The sequence below is a fragment of the Rhizobium johnstonii 3841 genome (genome assembly GCF_000009265.1).
GTDB classification, from domain to species: Bacteria; Pseudomonadota; Alphaproteobacteria; order Rhizobiales; family Rhizobiaceae; genus Rhizobium; species Rhizobium acaciae.
In genome coordinates this window covers 2,738,983-2,753,773 of the sequence record NC_008380.1, presented here as the reverse complement: position 1 = coordinate 2,753,773, position 14,791 = coordinate 2,738,983, and the positions used below count along the sequence as shown (strand labels likewise).

At 60.7% G+C, this 14,791-nt stretch carries 16 protein-coding genes and 1 pseudogene; 5 read left to right on the top strand and 12 right to left on the bottom strand.

Translation table 11 applies throughout. The features are described 5' to 3' along the window. Nucleotides 1-48: 48 nt before the first annotated feature. On the bottom strand, nt 49-279 hold the full coding sequence (locus RL_RS13495) for a hypothetical protein (protein WP_028741249.1): 231 nt from the start codon (nt 277-279) through the stop codon (nt 49-51). A gap of 165 nt (nt 280-444) precedes the next feature. On the opposite strand from RL_RS13495, the gene RL_RS13490 reads away from it, so the two are divergent. After that, nucleotides 445-1,620 (top strand): hypothetical protein, encoded by a 1,176-nt coding sequence (locus RL_RS13490; RefSeq protein ID WP_011652158.1) that lies wholly within the window; start codon nt 445-447, stop codon nt 1,618-1,620. A 34-nt stretch (nt 1,621-1,654) separates the two neighbouring features. On the opposite strand, the gene RL_RS13485 is transcribed toward RL_RS13490, so the two are convergent. The 4 genes and pseudogenes from RL_RS13485 to RL_RS13470 form a co-directional block, all read right to left on the bottom strand. Beyond that, nucleotides 1,655-1,888 carry a BolA/IbaG family iron-sulfur metabolism protein gene (locus RL_RS13485; RefSeq protein WP_003540079.1) on the bottom strand — a complete coding sequence of 78 codons (234 nt, stop codon included), beginning with the start codon at nt 1,886-1,888 and terminating at the stop codon, nt 1,655-1,657. Between the two features lie 19 nt (nt 1,889-1,907). Further along, nucleotides 1,908-4,142, bottom strand: a complete 2,235-nt coding sequence (gene purL, locus RL_RS13480; RefSeq protein ID WP_011652157.1) for a phosphoribosylformylglycinamidine synthase subunit PurL — start codon at nt 4,140-4,142, stop codon at nt 1,908-1,910. 233 nt (nt 4,143-4,375) lie between these two features. After that, nucleotides 4,376-4,685: pseudogene (locus tag RL_RS13475) on the bottom strand (acyloxyacyl hydrolase); the annotation flags it as partial. A gap of 83 nt (nt 4,686-4,768) precedes the next feature. Beyond that, nucleotides 4,769-6,187, bottom strand: a complete 1,419-nt coding sequence (locus tag RL_RS13470) for a PLP-dependent aminotransferase family protein (protein ID WP_011652155.1) — start codon at nt 6,185-6,187, stop codon at nt 4,769-4,771. 81 nt (nt 6,188-6,268) lie between these two features. On the opposite strand from RL_RS13470, the gene RL_RS13465 reads away from it, so the two are divergent. Next, nucleotides 6,269-6,526 (top strand): DUF1127 domain-containing protein, encoded by a 258-nt coding sequence (locus RL_RS13465; protein ID WP_017988467.1) that lies wholly within the window; start codon nt 6,269-6,271, stop codon nt 6,524-6,526. 125 nt (nt 6,527-6,651) lie between these two features. Here RL_RS13465 and RL_RS13460 read toward each other — a convergent pair whose 3' ends face one another. The 7 genes from RL_RS13460 to RL_RS13430 all read right to left on the bottom strand — a co-directional run bounded on the left by RL_RS13460 (nt 6,652) and on the right by RL_RS13430 (nt 12,601). Further along, on the bottom strand, nt 6,652-7,047 hold the full coding sequence (locus RL_RS13460) for a hypothetical protein (protein WP_003540068.1): 396 nt from the start codon (nt 7,045-7,047) through the stop codon (nt 6,652-6,654). Between the two features lie 44 nt (nt 7,048-7,091). After that, complete coding sequence (gene purQ, locus RL_RS13455; protein WP_003540067.1) at nt 7,092-7,763, bottom strand: phosphoribosylformylglycinamidine synthase subunit PurQ; 672 nt, start codon at nt 7,761-7,763, stop codon at nt 7,092-7,094. Continuing rightward, the gene (locus RL_RS13450; protein ID WP_011652154.1) at nt 7,760-8,314 is read right to left on the bottom strand and encodes an RNA 2'-phosphotransferase; all 555 of its coding nucleotides are present in this window, start codon (nt 8,312-8,314) and stop codon (nt 7,760-7,762) included. The genes purQ and RL_RS13450 overlap by 4 nt, the downstream gene beginning before the upstream one ends. Nucleotides 8,315-8,358: 44 nt before the next feature. Continuing rightward, nucleotides 8,359-8,601, bottom strand: a complete 243-nt coding sequence (gene purS, locus RL_RS13445) for a phosphoribosylformylglycinamidine synthase subunit PurS (protein ID WP_028741254.1) — start codon at nt 8,599-8,601, stop codon at nt 8,359-8,361. A gap of 15 nt (nt 8,602-8,616) precedes the next feature. After that, on the bottom strand, nt 8,617-9,381 hold the full coding sequence (gene purC, locus RL_RS13440) for a phosphoribosylaminoimidazolesuccinocarboxamide synthase (protein WP_003540062.1): 765 nt from the start codon (nt 9,379-9,381) through the stop codon (nt 8,617-8,619). A gap of 271 nt (nt 9,382-9,652) precedes the next feature. Next, nucleotides 9,653-11,950, bottom strand: coding sequence for a bifunctional diguanylate cyclase/phosphodiesterase (locus RL_RS13435; protein WP_011652153.1), 2,298 nt, complete (start codon nt 11,948-11,950; stop codon nt 9,653-9,655). A 96-nt stretch (nt 11,951-12,046) separates the two neighbouring features. After that, nucleotides 12,047-12,601, bottom strand: a complete 555-nt coding sequence (locus RL_RS13430) for an RBBP9/YdeN family alpha/beta hydrolase (protein WP_011652152.1) — start codon at nt 12,599-12,601, stop codon at nt 12,047-12,049. Nucleotides 12,602-12,776: 175 nt separating this feature from the next. Between RL_RS13430 and RL_RS13425 the strand changes: the two genes are divergently transcribed. From RL_RS13425 to RL_RS13415, 3 genes are all read left to right on the top strand, one after another. Then, nucleotides 12,777-13,583, top strand: coding sequence for a DUF2189 domain-containing protein (locus tag RL_RS13425; RefSeq protein WP_003540054.1), 807 nt, complete (start codon nt 12,777-12,779; stop codon nt 13,581-13,583). A gap of 210 nt (nt 13,584-13,793) precedes the next feature. Beyond that, nucleotides 13,794-14,282, top strand: a complete 489-nt coding sequence (locus RL_RS13420; RefSeq protein WP_041936338.1) for a low affinity iron permease family protein — start codon at nt 13,794-13,796, stop codon at nt 14,280-14,282. 59 nt (nt 14,283-14,341) lie between these two features. Continuing rightward, the gene (locus RL_RS13415) at nt 14,342-14,743 is read left to right on the top strand and encodes a hypothetical protein (RefSeq protein WP_041936337.1); all 402 of its coding nucleotides are present in this window, start codon (nt 14,342-14,344) and stop codon (nt 14,741-14,743) included. Nucleotides 14,744-14,791 lie beyond the last annotated feature (48 nt).

Sequence of the window (14,791 nt, the reverse complement as noted above, 5' to 3'; positions counted from 1 at the left end):
GGTTCAGTCCCCCAGTGTCCCGAAGATGCAGCTTTTGCTCGTAAGATATCAGCTGCGGCGCTGACGGCTGCGGCCGGCGGCGGTGCGGCGTTTGCTGACCTGTTTGCGGGCGGGCTTGGGTTTGACCGGGTTCGCCTTGCGCGCAGCTGTCGTCGTCGACGAGCTGCTTGTTTTGCGCTTCTTGCGCTTGCTCGTCGCGCGGCCGGTGGTTTTCTTGAGGATTTCCTTGAGCACGCTATCGACGACGCCCGATATCAATTCTTTAACAAGGTCGGCCACAAAACCCCTCCGTTCGTGGTGGAAACGACATCCTGGCTATTGAATTCCGGAAGAGTTCGGTTAGCAAGACGGCTTCGAGACCATACCCGGTTTTTCGCCGATAATATCGGCGGAATGGCCCGATCGCAGCAGCATGCCGGCCATTCGCCCGGCCGGAAGAGCGGAATGAAACTGATCGCGAAGCGGGTCGTCCTGCATTTCCCGGGCTTCGAGCCATTGGATGGCACTGCTCACAGGGCGCGCTACGAGCGATCCGCCAGGCAAAGCGCCGCCGTCTGGGGGGTTTCGATTGCGACGGGGGCAGCGGAAGAAGGAACCGATCCTGTCAGTTTCGAGGTCACGATGGGCGATGGGATGGGCAGCGATGCCGGAGATTCATCCGGCTGGCAGACCAAGAGCCGGATCCACATGATCGATCAAGACGCGCTGGTGCATCGGCTCCGCGGCGGCAATACCCTCAGCCAGATCATGGCGGGTTTCCGAAGTTGCGCTGCGATCATGCTCGAAGGCGGGATGCGGGGATATTTCCGCCATGCCTGGCGCTTTGGCCTGTTCTTCGTTTTCCCGTTCCTGTTGATGGCACTGGCGATCGCTCTGACAGCACAAATTACCGTAATGCCTTATGTTCTCGGCTTTTCTGCCTGGCACATGTTCTGGAGCGGGCCGCTGGCGCTGTGTTTCTTCGTCTTCGCCTTCCTGCCGTTTTCCGAACGCTTCCATACGCTGCATCTCTTTGCCGATTGGGAAATGGCCGTGGCGCTCGGTCGCATGGACCGCGCTGACTTCAACGGCTGGCTGGAAGACCAGGCCATGGCCGTGCGCAAGGCGCTTGAGGAAGAGGCGGACGAATATGTGATCTCCTCGCACAGCATGGGATCGAGCGTCGCCGCCCATGTCATCGGCATATTGCTGGAAAAGGAGCCGGAGATCTTCAAGGGCAAGCGCGTGGTATTTGCCACCCTCGGCAGCGCCATCCTGCAATGTGCGCTCATGTCATCGGCAACACTGCTTCGCACCCGCGTCGGGCTGATTGCCCGCTGTCCCGAAATTTCCTGGCTCGATGTGCAGTGCCTGACGGATTCGATCAATTTCTACAAGGTGCCGGTCGTTGCCGTCTCCGGCCATGCGGATGCGCCTCAGGCGAAGATGATCCTGATCCGCGTCAAGCAGATGCTGACGCGCGAACACTACCGCAAGATCCGCAAGGACCAGCTGCGCGTCCACCGGCAATATGTGCTTGGGCCGGACCTCAGGGCGTCGTTTGATTTCACTCTGATGACCGCGGGACCGATGCCGGCCTCGGTCTTTGCCGATCCCGACGAAAAGAGAATGCCCGGCTGAGGGCCGGGCATCGTCATCCGGATTGCGTCTGGCTCTATTCCGGCGCGGAGGTCTGCAGGGCCAGAGCGTGCAGCACGCCGCCCATATTGCCCTTCAGCGCCTCGTAGACCATCTGGTGCTGTTGTACGCGGCTCTTGCCGCGAAAGGCTTCGGCGACGACTTCGGCGGCGTAGTGATCGCCGTCGCCCGCCAGATCGCGGATTGTCACTTTGGCACCGGGAATCCCAGCCTTGATCATGTCTTCGATATCGCCGGGTTTCATGGCCATGATCGTTACTCCTTGCGCATCATTCCGCAGCGGCAAGTTCGCCGCGGCCTTCCATGAAATCAGGGAACCATGATTCATGGGCATCGCGCAATTGCTGAATCGGCAGCGAGATGAGATCGCCGACGACGAGCGCCGTTCCTCCGACCGTGCCGAGACGGCGGAAGGGAACGCCGCCGCCTTCCGCATTGACGCAGACAAAATCGGCGACATCGGCCGGCAACGTCAACACGTAGCGCGCCTGATCCTCGCCGAAGAGCAGCGCATGCGGTTCACCCTTGCCTTCGCTCAGATCGATCGTCAGGCCTTTGCCCGAGGCCATCGCCATTTCGGCGAGCGCCACGGCAAGGCCACCGGAGGAAATGTCGTGGCAGGCGGTCGCCTGGCCGTTGCGGATGACGGAGCGGACGAAATCGCCATTGCGTCTTTCAGCGAACAGATCCACTTCAGGAGCCGGACCTTCGCTGCTGGAAAGCACGTCGCGGAGATAGACGGACTGGCCGAGATGGCTGCCGTCGACGCCGATCATGATCACCTTATCGCCATCGTTGGCGCTGCCGATGCGGGCCATCTTGCTCCAATCCGGCAGCAGGCCGACACCTGCGATCGTCGGGGTCGGCAGGATGGCGACCCCGTTGGTCTCGTTGTAGAGCGAGACGTTGCCGGAAACGATCGGGAAGTCGAGCGCACGGCAGGCCTCGCCGATGCCTTTCACCGCCTCGACGAACTGGCCCATGATCTCGGGCTTTTCGGGATTGCCGAAGTTCAGATTGTCGGTGGCGGCGAGCGGCTCGGCGCCTGTTGCAGTGATGTTGCGCCAGCATTCGGCGACCGCCTGCTTGCCGCCTTCGAAAGGATCTGCCTCGACATAACGCGGCGTGACGTCGGAGGAGAAGGCGAGCGCCTTGGAGGGATGGCCGTCGACGCGTACGACGCCGGCGTCGCCGCCCGGAAGCTGCAGAGAATTGCCCTGGATCAGCGTGTCGTACTGCTCATAGACCCAGCGGCGGCTCGACTGGTTGGCGGAGCCGACGAGTTGCAGCAGCGCCTGGCCGTAGTCTTCGGGGGCGGCGACGAGATTTGCGGGCAGAGGCGCACGCTTGCCGGATTCGCGCCAGGGGCGGTCATATTCCGGCGCCTGGTCACCGAGATCCTTGATCGGCAGGTTGGCGACTTCCTCACCCTGGTGCATGACGCGGAAGCGCAGATCGTCGGTCGTCCAGCCGACAATGGCAAAGTCGAGGCCCCACTTGACGAAGATCGCCTTGGCTTCCTCTTCCTTCTCCGGCTGCAGCACCATGAGCATGCGCTCTTGGCTTTCCGATAGCATCATTTCGTAGGCGGTCATTCTCTCTTCGCGCACCGGCACCTTGTCGAGCTCGAGCAGGATGCCGAGATCGCCCTTGGCGCCCATTTCGACGGCAGAGCAGGTGAGGCCGGCGGCACCCATATCCTGGATGGCGATAACTGCGCCGGTCTGCATCAGCTCGAGGCAGGCTTCCAGCAGGCACTTTTCAGTGAAGGGGTCGCCGACCTGCACGGTCGGGCGCTTCTCCTCGATCGATTCGTCGAATTCGGCCGAGGCCATCGTCGCGCCGCCGACGCCGTCGCGACCGGTCTTGGCGCCGAGATAGACCACGGGCAAGCCGACGCCCTTGGCTTCGGAGAGGAAGATGGCGTTGGATTTCGCAATGCCGGCGGCAAAGGCGTTGACCAGGATGTTGCCGTTGTAGCGGGCGTCGAACTCGACCTCACCGCCGACCGTCGGCACGCCGAAGGAATTGCCGTAGCCGCCGACGCCGGAAACGACGCCGGAGACGAGGTGGCGGGTCTTCGGATGATCCGGTTCGCCGAAGCGCAGCGCGTTCATCGCAGCGATCGGGCGCGCACCCATGGTGAAGACGTCGCGCAGGATGCCGCCGACGCCGGTCGCAGCACCCTGATAAGGCTCGATATAGGAGGGGTGGTTGTGGCTCTCCATTTTGAAGACGACGCAATCGCCATCATCGATGTCGACCACGCCGGCATTTTCGCCCGGGCCCTGGATGACGCGCGGCCCCTTGGTCGGCAGCGTGCGCAGCCACTTCTTCGAGGATTTGTAGGAGCAGTGCTCGTTCCACATGGCCGAGAAGATGCCGAGCTCGGTGAAAGTCGGTTCGCGGCCGATCAGATCCAGAATGCGCTGGTACTCGTCCGGCTTCAGGCCATGGCTCGCGATGAGTTCCGGCGTGATCGGGATGGTGTTTGGAATGGTCATGAGCTCTCGGAAGTCCCTGCCTTAGAGCAATCCAGCAAAAGTGCGCAGCGGTCTTGCGTCTGGAATTGCGTGAAAAGAAAGAGATAGAGCATCTCCGTGATTCCAAGAAAAACGGAGATGCTCTAGCGCGTTTTCCGCTCTTTAACCTATGTAGGGACGGCGCGCGACAGGAAAATGCCCGCCGTCAACAGCGGGCCGGCAACTTCTTTCTCACGAGGAAAAGCGGCCGCTGCCTAGAATTTGCAGCCGATCTGCAGACCGGCGCGTGTCATGCCGTCGTTCGGCCCATCGCAGAGATTGGCATGCGAGGAATGGGCGATCTGGGCGATGACGTTACAGTGTGCGTTGAAACGATAGGCCGCGCCCAGATATTCGTGGAAGAGGACGCGACAGCCGAGTTCCGGGCCCGTGATCATCGCCCTCGAGATCGCCGGTATGAATGACGCCGCCGAAGCCGGCTTCGGCAAAAAGATTCTCGTTGAAATCGACCGTCCAGGTGAAGCCGGTGAAGAACTGGGTGGCCTCGCCTGACGTGCCGATCGAGAGGCAACATGGAGGCTGAGTCGGTAAAGCGCTCCGAATAGGCGTCAGCGTTTTTCCGATTTAGGGCCTGTATCTGCAACACGTCATATTTCGCCATCATAGGCCGAGCCGCCATTTTCCAGCAGACGGCGCAGGATCATCAGGCCCGAGATCAGTTCCTGCCCTGTCTTCGGCGAGGAAAAACCGATGCGAACGCGATGATAGGGTCTCTCCCCGCGCGCCGCCTTGAATTCGTCCTCGTCGTCGACGAGCACACCGTCGCGGAAGGCGGCATTCTTGAAGGTGCCCGACATCCAGGGTTCCGGCAGTTTCAGCCAGAGGAAGGGCGCGTGTATGTGCGATTCGAAATCGAAGCCCTGCAACTGTTCGCGGGCGAGCCGGACGCGCCGGGAGAGTTCCTCGACACTTGCTTTGCCAATCTCGTGCGCCATGCCGCTTTCGACGAGGCGCGCGCAGGTCTCCGCCAGGATGAACGGCAGGCCGCCGGTGATCATCCTGTGCGTCACCTTGATGCGCTGGGCAAAATGCGGCGGGCAGGCGACCCAGCCGCCGCGCACGCCGGCAGCGACCGATTTCGACAGGCCGTTGACGAGGAAGGTGCGATCGGGCGCAATGGAGGCCAGCAGCGGCGTATCGTCGTCGGCCATGCCGCCGTAGAGGTCGTCCTCGATCAGCCAGACACCGTGTTTCCTGGCGATTGCGGCGATTGCCGCGCGCCGCTCATAGGGCATGATCGCCAGCGTCGGATTGTGGACAGTTGGCATCAGGAAGGCGATTTTCGGATGCTGCTGCTGACAGAGCCGCTCGAAATCCTCCGGGATCACGCCGAACTCATCGGAATCGACTGTCAGCGTGCGCCGGCCGAGCAGGCGGGCGCTGCGGCTGACCTGGGTATAGGTGAGATCCTCGAAGACAATCTTGTCGCCCGGCGCCGAGACGGCGGCGATGACGGCGATTGCTGCCGCATGGGCGCCGAGCGTCGGCACGATGTTTTCGACCTCCGGCGTCCAGCCGCTGCGGGCAAGCCACAGGCGGCCGGCCTCGAACCAGTTGCGCGGGAAGCTCCGGGAATAGGAGGAGATTTCCGACAGATGCTGCTCGCCGATCTCGGCGAGGATGCCAGCGATGATCTTGCCCTGGCCGAGATCGGGAGCGGCTGTCGTGTCGAAGCGGATCTTGTTGGCAGGCGCATCCTGGATGCGGGTGCCACCGAGCGAGACGGTCAGCGGATCGATCTGTTCTCCAGGGGGCGTTTCGGAGCGGTTCAGCACATAGGTGCCGCGCCCCACTTCGCCGGCGACCAGGCCGCGCTCATGCACCAGCGCATAGGCGCGGCCGATCGTGCCGATCGTCACGCCGATGTCGTAGGCAAGGTTGCGCTGTGGCGGCAACTTGCTGCCGGCGGGCAGGGCGCCGCTTGATATGGCGGATTCGATGCTGTCGGCGAGCCGGAGATAGACCGGCCCGGAACCGCGGGAAATATCGGGAAGCCAATTTGTCATGGTGACAATTGTATATATTGGCACATTGTACCCGTCAAGCGTATGAGTCAATTCCAATGGCAAACCGAGAGGATTCCTGGAATGTCTGCCTTGCCTGAAATCAAAATGCCGATTGTACCGATTGTCTCTTGCGATGACAGGAGACAAATCATCCTCCCCGACGCGCCCGCAGAGGTGACGACGCATTTGGAGCGAATCTGGGCCGCCATTCTTCTCTGGCATCAAAAGCGGGAAGGCCGGCGCGCGCTGAGAGGCCTGACTGCGACCGAACTCAAGGATATCGGTGTGTCGCAGTCCGATGCCGCGCGCGAAGTCGGCAAGTCGTTTTTCTGGGACTGATCATGCTTTCAGGCTGCCGCATCATTCCTTAAATCGGAAGCGATTTCAGGAGCATATCCAGCATTCAAAGCGTTACAGCGCCCTTCGCGCGTCTGAAAAGACGCGTGGCGCCGTCATCGCCGCGATCAGCTGCAGGCCTTGTTGCCGCCGGACCAGCGATTGACGTCTGTGGTGATGCGGCCGGCGACCGGTTCCTGCATCATCGGACCGAAGGCCTGCAGGCGGGACGGGCTTCCCTCGGCTTGAACGACGAGCAGCGGCCGGCTTTCCGGGCTGCCCTTATGGACGAGCAGGATGCGCGGACGGCCGGAGAAGGAATTGAGCTCCGGCGCGAGCTTATAGGCTGCAAAGGCCGGATCGCCCGATTTGAACCAGCAGGCACTGGCGCCGAGCGCCACGCGTTCCATCGTCGGCAGTGCGGCGCGGTTCGGGCCTGTCGGCGCCGGCGTCTGGCAGGCTGCCACCATGGCTGCCAGAGCGGTCAAGAGGGCGGCGTTTGCGACGGAGAGGCGAGGGCGCATCGATTGCTCCAGATCCGAACAGAAGGATTTTTGTGTGCCGAGGTTCAGGCGGCGATGACGTCGAGCGCCGAGGCGAAGAGGCCGCGGCCGTCCGAACCGCCATGGGCGGCCTCGATCAGGTTCTCGGGATGCGGCATCATGCCGAGCACATTGCCCTTTTCGTTCATGACGGCGGCAATATCATTGATCGAACCGTTCGGGTTGGTGCCTTCGGCATAACGGAACACCACCTGACCATTGCCTTCGATCGCAGCCAGCGTCGCATCGTCGGCGAAATAATTGCCGTCATGATGGGCGACCGGGCAGCGAATGACCTGGCCCTGCGCATAGGCGCGGGTGAAATCCGTCTCGGCATTGACGACTTCGAGCTTGATCTCGCGGCAGACGAATTTCAGCGAGGAATTGCGCATCAGCGCGCCGGGCAACAGGCCGGCCTCGACGAGGATCTGGAAGCCGTTGCAGACGCCGAGGACTTTCACGCCCTTTGAAGCCTTGTCGATGATCGCCTGCATGACCGGCATGCGGGCTGCGATCGCGCCGCAACGCAGATAATCGCCATAAGAAAAGCCGCCGGGGATGACGATCAGATCGACATCGGGGATCTCGGTTTCCGTCTGCCAGATCGTCACCGGTGGCTGGCCGGAGATCTTGGTCAAGGCGGCGATCATGTCGCGGTCGCGGTTGAGGCCCGGAAGTTGAACGACGGCTGATTTCATGGGGTCCCTGCGTTTCGCGAAAGATATTGAACTGGAACGCTTTCGGCGAGCCATACTCCATTGTCGGAGACAAAGAAAGAATGACCCTCGGAAAACATGCGGGCCGCGTCCACACGCAGGATGATATGTTCACCCTTGCGGCGCGCTGCGACAATTTTCGCCGTTTCGACATCCGCCGACAGATGAACGTGGTGCCGCTGCATCTTCTTCAAGCCTTCGCGCTCGATCGACTGCCAGTTCGTCAGAGACGTGCCGTGAAAAAGAGCGGCGGGCGGTTCGGCCTGGTTCAATGCGAGATCGATGTCGACGCTATGACCTTGATTTGCGCGAATTCTGTTATGGGCGAGGGTGAAGCGCTTCTTTGGATTGTTTTCGACAATCTCGATGATCTCTGCGCGGGAAACGTCGTATTTCGACGCCAACGCTTTTTCGAGCTCATCGAACGACACCCAACCCCCGCTATCAAGCGTCAACCCCGCAGCATCAGGCGCATGACGCAAAACATAGCTCATATATTTCGAGACTTCCGTCTCCAGCCTTGCTTTCATCATGACGCCAAATCCTCAAAGTCCGCCAGACGACGGGTCTGTGATCATCAGTCGATCGCGATTGCGTAGTTCTCGATCACCGTATTGGCGAGCAGTTTTTCGCACATGGCCTTGAGGTCGGCCTCAGCCTTGCTCTTGTCGGCGCCTTCCAGCTCCAGGTCGAAGACCTTGCCCTGTCTTACATGGCCGACGCCCGAGAAGCCGAGGGCACTAAGCGCACCCTCGATTGCCTTGCCCTGCGGATCGAGAACGCCGTTTTTCAGCGTGACGGTGACACGAGCCTTGATCACTTTGTCTTTCCTGCCTTACTTGACGAGAACCGGGCCGGTGCCGCGCACAGGCTCGTTTTCATTGATGATGCCGAGACGGCGCGCAACTTCGGAATAGGCTTCGAGCAACCCGCCAAGGTCACGGCGGAAGCGGTCCTTGTCCATCTTCTCATGGGTTTCGATATCCCAGAGCCGGCAGCTGTCCGGCGAGATCTCGTCGGCGAGGATGATGCGCATCATATCGCCTTCGAAGAGACGGCCGCATTCGATCTTGAAATCGACGAGCTGGATGCCGACGCCGAGGAAGAGGCCGGTCATGAAGTCGTTGACGCGGATGGCAAGCGCCATGATGTCATCGAGTTCGGCGGGGTTTGCCCAGCCGAAGGCAGTGATGTGCTCTTCGGAGACCATCGGATCGTCGAGCGCGTCGGACTTGTAATAGAATTCGATGATCGAGCGCGGCAGCACGACGCCTTCGTCGATGCCGAGGCGCTTGGCGAGAGAACCGGCCGCGACATTGCGCACGACGATCTCCAGCGGGATCATCTCCACTTCCTTGATCAACTGCTCGCGCATGTTGAGCCGGCGGATGAAATGAGTAGGGATGCCGATCTTGTTCAGATGGCTGAAGATATATTCGCAGATGCGGTTGTTGAGGACGCCTTTGCCATCGATGACTTCGTGTTTCTTCTTGTTGAAGGCAGTGGCATCGTCCTTGAAGAACTGGATCAAAGTGCCCGGTTCCGGGCCTTCATACAGAATCTTTGCCTTGCCCTCGTAGATACGGCGGCGACGGTTCATCGTGGTCATTCTCTATTGTTGGCGCTCTTGGGATAGCGCGAGTGGATCGATCTCGTGGCGTCCCCTTAAAGGAAAAGAGATGGTTTCACAATCCGCCTGTCGTTCCTTCCCTGGTTTCAGGATTCTGTGGCCCCGGTTTCCGGATTTCGCGGCCCGGTTTCCGATTTTACGGAATACCGCCAAGAGAATCGAATGAATTCGCAAGACGAGTTTAGCGCCTTTTCCTCTACCGTGGAATGAAGGCGAAATGGCGAGCCGCTTATGCAGGTTTTTATTTGGCGGCTCTGCTTGGCAGCGCGCGGCGAAGCTGCGCCTGCAAGGCGCGAGCGGCGATTTGCCCTTGGCGCCAGCTTCCAGCGCGGATGAAGGAGGGGATCTGCATGGCCGGCATCGGCCGGGCGAGCGCGTAGCCCTGCAGCGTGTCGCAGTCGAGTTCTTCGAGAATGCGGATGTGCTCCGCCGTCTCGACGCCCTCGGCGATGACGAGGATGTTCAGCGAGCGGCCGATATCGATGATCGAGCCGACGAGTTTGCGCTGCTCGGCCGATTGCGGCAGCATGCGGATCAGCTCGCGGTCGATCTTCAGCGTCTTCGGGCTCAGGCGCAGCAGGCTGACGATCGAGGCATGGCCGGTGCCGAAATCGTCGATCTGGATGTCGATGCCGAGCTTGCGCAGCTTTTTCAGGTTGGCGGCCACCGCCTCGTCGCAATCGTCGAGCGAGATCGATTCCAGCAGCTCGAAGGAGAAGGTGCCGGGCTCGATCTTCAAGGCGCGGAGCTTCTTGCCGAGATCGGGATCTGCGAGCCGTCTGGCGGAGACGTTGACCGATATCTTCGGGATCGGCAGCCCGTCCTTCAGCCACACCTTTCGGTCGGCAATGGCGCGCTCCAAGATGAGGGCGTCGATGGTCGAGACGACGTCGAGATCCTCCGCGATGTCGAGGAAGCGGTCGGGCGTCAGCAGCCCGTGCACCGGGTGCTGCCAGCGGGCAAGTGTTTCGACGCCTGCGACATCGAGCGTGCGGGCATCGAACTGCAACTGATAGAAGGGCACGAATTCATTGCGTTCGAGGCCGATCAGGATCTCGTCGGCAAGGTGCTTGGCGGAGATGATGTCGCGGCGGGCAGAAGCCGAGAAGAATTCGAAGCGGTTGCGGCCGAGGCCCTTGGCACGGTAGAGGGCGATATCGGCGTCGAGCAGCATCTGCTTGGCGTCGAGCTTCGGTCCGCTGTCGATGGCGATGCCGATGCTGGCGCCGAAACGGCAATCGTGCCCCTCATATCTGACGGGTTTGCGCAATTCGCGGATGACCCGTTCGGCAAGGCTGGCGATCTTCTTCGATGCGGGATCGACAATGCAGAGGATGACGAATTCGTCGCCGCCGATGCGGGCCACGAAATCGACGGCGCGGACGGACGTTCTCAGCACGCTTGCGGCATGCTGCAGCATGGCGTCGCCGGCTCGGTGGCCGAGCGTGTCGTTGATCTGCTTGAAGCGGTCGAGATCGATATGCAGGATCGCCAGCGCCAGCCCCTTGGCCCGGCATTCGGCCGCACGCTCGTCCAGCATCTTGTCGAGATAGCGGCGGTTCGGCAGGCCGGTGAGGTAATCGTGCAGCGCCAGGTGCTCGATGCTCTCCTTGGCGGCTTCGAGTTCGCGGTTGCGCGCCTCGGCCAGATCCTTGGCGCGGCGCAGCTCATTGCGGAGCGCGACTTCCTCGGTGACATCCCAGTTGGCGCCGATCAGCTTACGGTGGCCGTTGCCGTCGATGAAGAAGGCCGAGCGGGCGCGGATGACGCGTTCGGCGCCGTCGCCGCGGATGATGCGGTATTCCTGCTGGAAATCGCTGCCGCTTTCGACGCTGCGGTCGGACAAGCCAAGCACGCGCTCGCGGTCGTCTGGATGCAGGCTTTTCGCCCAGACGTCACCGCCGATCTGACGCGAGGCACCCTGCAGCCCGTAAATGGCGATGAGGCGGTCGTCCCATTCGACGGTATCATGCTCGATATCGGCCTCGAAGACGCCGATGCGGGAAACCTCCAGCGCCAGATCGAGACGGCGCGACAAACGCGACAGCGTCTCCTCGGCTTCCTTGCGGGCGGTGATATCCGTATCCGTGCCGATGATGCGCGTCGGCACGCCGTTCTGGTCCCATTCGACGCAGGCGCCGCGACACTCGATCCAGACCCAGTGGCCGTCCTTGTGGCGCTCGCGATATTCGAAGACCTGGTAATTTGGATCGCCGGCGTTCTGCCGGTCGATTGCATCGACGACGAAATCGCGATCGTCGGGATGAACGAGCTGCAGCCAGGCCTCGTAATCGCCGTCGGTTTCCTCGTCGGGCGCCATGCCGCGGATGGTTTTCCACGTCGGCGAGTAATATTTCCGGTCGAGACGGTAGTTGTGATCCCATACGCCGAGACCAGAGCCGACGAGTGCATAATTCCAGCGGCTCTCCCGCTCGGCTAGGTCGGAATCGTCGGTTGTCCCATTGCCGATGCCTGCCTCAACCGCTGCGGCATCGCCATGCGGATCACCGGCCTCTGGATGGGCTTTCTTCACGGGCATTCTCGCTTATGTCACCTCGGCGCAGTCTGCTGTCATTCCATTAAGAAAGACTTAGAAAGCACCTGCTCAACAAGCGAGGCGGCGTCTTTTCCGCAATCAGGCGGAGAGCCGGCCAAGGAACTGGGCAAAGACCATGGTGCCTTCGGGCCAGGGACCGTGACCGGAATCGGCATTGATGTGGCCGGCTTCGCCGGCATCGACGAGGAAAGAGCCCCAGCTGCCGGCGACATCGTCGGCATGTTCGTAGCTGCCGAACGGATCGTTGCGGCTGGCCACCGTGATCGACGGGAAGGGCAGCGGATCGCGTGGATAGGGGCCGAAGGTCATCAGGTGCTTCGGGCGGATGTCGGGATTGGCGACATCGGGCGGGGCGACGAGGAAAGCGCCCGCCACCCGGTTGCGGAAATGCGGGATGGCATGGATCACCGAGGGCACACCCAGCGAATGGGCGACGAGAACGACCGGGCGGGTCGAGGCGTTCACTTCCTCGGCGATGCGGGCGATCCAGTCCTCGCGAACCGGCTTCGTCCATTCGGCCTGTTCGACGCGCCGCGCCGTGCTGAGCTTTGCCTCCCAGCGGCTCTGCCAGTGGCTCGGGCCGGAATTGGTATAACCGGGGATGATGAGGATATCTGCGTCTGAGGCTTTCATGATGCCGCCGATGTGAGAAAGCTGGTCCAAGATGTCAAGAGGGGGTGTCAAGGGAGGGAGCGACACAGGCCCTGAAAGTTGCTATATTCCTCCAGTGCCGGTTGCGGAATACGTATCGGCTTGCCCGCCGATGCTGTCCGCCGCCGATCAGGTCTCGGCTGAGGAGGAGAAAGCCATGGCGGCATTTCACGTCATGACGGGTGCAAGCGAAAGCTTAGCGCGGCCCGTCGTCAATCGCATCGGTATCGCCGACGTTTTCGACGCGCTGAAGCGCGGATACGACGATTTCATGGAGAAACCGTCCCACTATGTGTTCCTGTGCCTGATGTACCCGATCGCCGGCGTTTTTCTGACGCTGTGGACCTCGGGCGCCAACCTTTTGCCGATGGTCTTCCCGTTGATGGCGGGTTTCGTGCTGATCGGCCCGATCGCAGCGATTGGCCTCTATGAGATCAGCCGCCGGCGCGAGGCCGGCCTCGACGCGTCCTGGACGCATGCACTCGATGTGCGCCATTCGCCGGCGCTGCCGTCGATCGTGGCGGTCGGGCTGATGCTCTGCGGCCTCTTCGTCGTCTGGCTGGTGACGGCGCAGACGCTCTATAGCAATCTGCTCGGCGAGGTCTTTCCGCGCAGCATGGGGGATTTCTTCCGCCAGGTCTTCGGCACGTCAGAGGGCATGCAGTTGATCATCTGGGGCAATCTCATCGGCTTCGTCTTTGCGCTCGTCGTGCTGGCGATCACCGTCATCACCTTTCCGCTGCTGCTCGACCGCGATGTCGGGGCAGTCGCCGCCGTCACGGCGTCGATCCGCGCGACGATTCTCAATCCGGTGCCGGTGCTGCTCTGGGGCCTGATCGTCGCCGCGCTGCTCGTCATCGGCACGATCCCGGTCTTTGCCGGGCTTGCGCTCGTCATCCCGATCCTCGGCCATGCGACCTGGCATCTCTATCGCAAGCTGATTGCACGGGAAGTCACAGCATAACCACGGTCTCGCCTGCGGGGAATCCCGGAGATCCCTCGGGGGAAATCTAGGATCCCCGGGGGAATCTGAGATCCCTAGGGGAATCTAAGATCCCTGGGGAATCTGGGATACCCCCGGGAACCTCGATCCTGCCTCGGAGTTTGTTTAGCCGAGAGCATGATGTCGTCGACATCATGCTCTCGGGATTTCGAGGAGGATTTTGAGGTGACGATGAAGCATCTGTTTGCCCACTTCGCAACCAAGGTATCGGAATGGGCGGGCAAGCCTGTCATCTTCATCCTGGCACTGATTGCCGTCGTTATCTGGGCGGCACTCGGCCCCTTCTTCGACTATTCGGAAACCTGGCAGCTGGTCATCAATACCGGCACGACGATCGTCACTTTCCTGATGGTCTTCGTGCTGCAGAACGCCCAAACGCGCGACACCAGGGCGATTCAGGCAAAGCTCAACGAAATCATCCTGACCAGCCATGCCGAGAACCGTTTCATCGGCATCGAGAATCTCGACGAGGAAGAACTGAAACGTCTCGACGAGCTGGTCGCCAAGGCCGCAAAGGGCAGGGGCGAGACGGAGGCTTGCAGGACATCGGAGCCAACCGAAGCAGCGAATGCGACGCCGTCGAAAAAGGCGGAGGCACGCAAGCGTCCTGTGGTTGCCAAAGCACCGAAGCAAAAACAACGGCCGCTTGAGAAAAGCTAAACTATGAAATACGATCGACAATTATCTTAAGTTCATTAAAGCCAACTCCGTAGGGGAAAATGAACGACTCCCTTCTTAGAGAGCCGCAGGTCGAACTGTTCTTTCAGGCTTATTTCATAGGAATGACGCTAGGTCATTTGCCATTTCTCTTCGACGATATCGGCTTTATCGCGTTTATTCCAAAGTTTATTGTTTCGCTGCCAATCGTTTTTGTTTTGTTTATTTTTTATCGTGTGAAATACATTGAAATAAATTTGCGGCCATTTTTTTGGTCATCTATCATTTTTATAGTAATTTTGTTGCTGATTGTGGCGGCTTTCTTGTTGTTGTCAGGTGGAAGTATTCAGAGGCTGACCTTGTTAGCTTTTTTCCTAATTATTTCTCTGCCTTCTGTCCTTGTCGCATGCATCTACTTCACAGTTATGATCAGATTGCGACTGAGGGGAAAAGCCGTTCGATAGATTCTCGACGGAGAGGTGTGCCGGCAGAAAAACGGCGCCCGCACGGGC

Excerpts from the sequence above, each read along its gene's own strand:
- RL_RS13485 (WP_003540079.1), bottom strand. The coding sequence starts at position 1,888 with ATGGCCATGAAACCCGGCGATATCGAAGACATGATCAAGGCTGGGATT.
- purL (WP_011652157.1), bottom strand. The coding sequence starts at position 4,142 with ATGACCATTCCAAACACCATCCCGATCACGCCGGAACTCATCGCGAGC.
- purQ (WP_003540067.1), bottom strand. The coding sequence starts at position 7,763 with ATGAAATCAGCCGTCGTTCAACTTCCGGGCCTCAACCGCGACCGCGAC.
- RL_RS13465 (WP_017988467.1), top strand. The coding sequence starts at position 6,269 with ATGTCTGCCTTGCCTGAAATCAAAATGCCGATTGTACCGATTGTCTCT.
- RL_RS13450 (WP_011652154.1), bottom strand. The coding sequence starts at position 8,314 with ATGATGAAAGCAAGGCTGGAGACGGAAGTCTCGAAATATATGAGCTAT.
- RL_RS13435 (WP_011652153.1), bottom strand. The coding sequence starts at position 11,950 with ATGCCCGTGAAGAAAGCCCATCCAGAGGCCGGTGATCCGCATGGCGAT.
- RL_RS13430 (WP_011652152.1), bottom strand. The coding sequence starts at position 12,601 with ATGAAAGCCTCAGACGCAGATATCCTCATCATCCCCGGTTATACCAAT.
- RL_RS13460 (WP_003540068.1), bottom strand. The coding sequence starts at position 7,047 with ATGCGCCCTCGCCTCTCCGTCGCAAACGCCGCCCTCTTGACCGCTCTG.
- RL_RS13420 (WP_041936338.1), top strand. The coding sequence starts at position 13,794 with ATGAAGCATCTGTTTGCCCACTTCGCAACCAAGGTATCGGAATGGGCG.
- RL_RS13415 (WP_041936337.1), top strand. The coding sequence starts at position 14,342 with ATGAACGACTCCCTTCTTAGAGAGCCGCAGGTCGAACTGTTCTTTCAG.
- RL_RS13425 (WP_003540054.1), top strand. The coding sequence starts at position 12,777 with ATGGCGGCATTTCACGTCATGACGGGTGCAAGCGAAAGCTTAGCGCGG.
- RL_RS13490 (WP_011652158.1), top strand. The coding sequence starts at position 445 with ATGAAACTGATCGCGAAGCGGGTCGTCCTGCATTTCCCGGGCTTCGAG.
- RL_RS13470 (WP_011652155.1), bottom strand. The coding sequence starts at position 6,187 with ATGACAAATTGGCTTCCCGATATTTCCCGCGGTTCCGGGCCGGTCTAT.
- purC (WP_003540062.1), bottom strand. The coding sequence starts at position 9,381 with ATGAACCGTCGCCGCCGTATCTACGAGGGCAAGGCAAAGATTCTGTAT.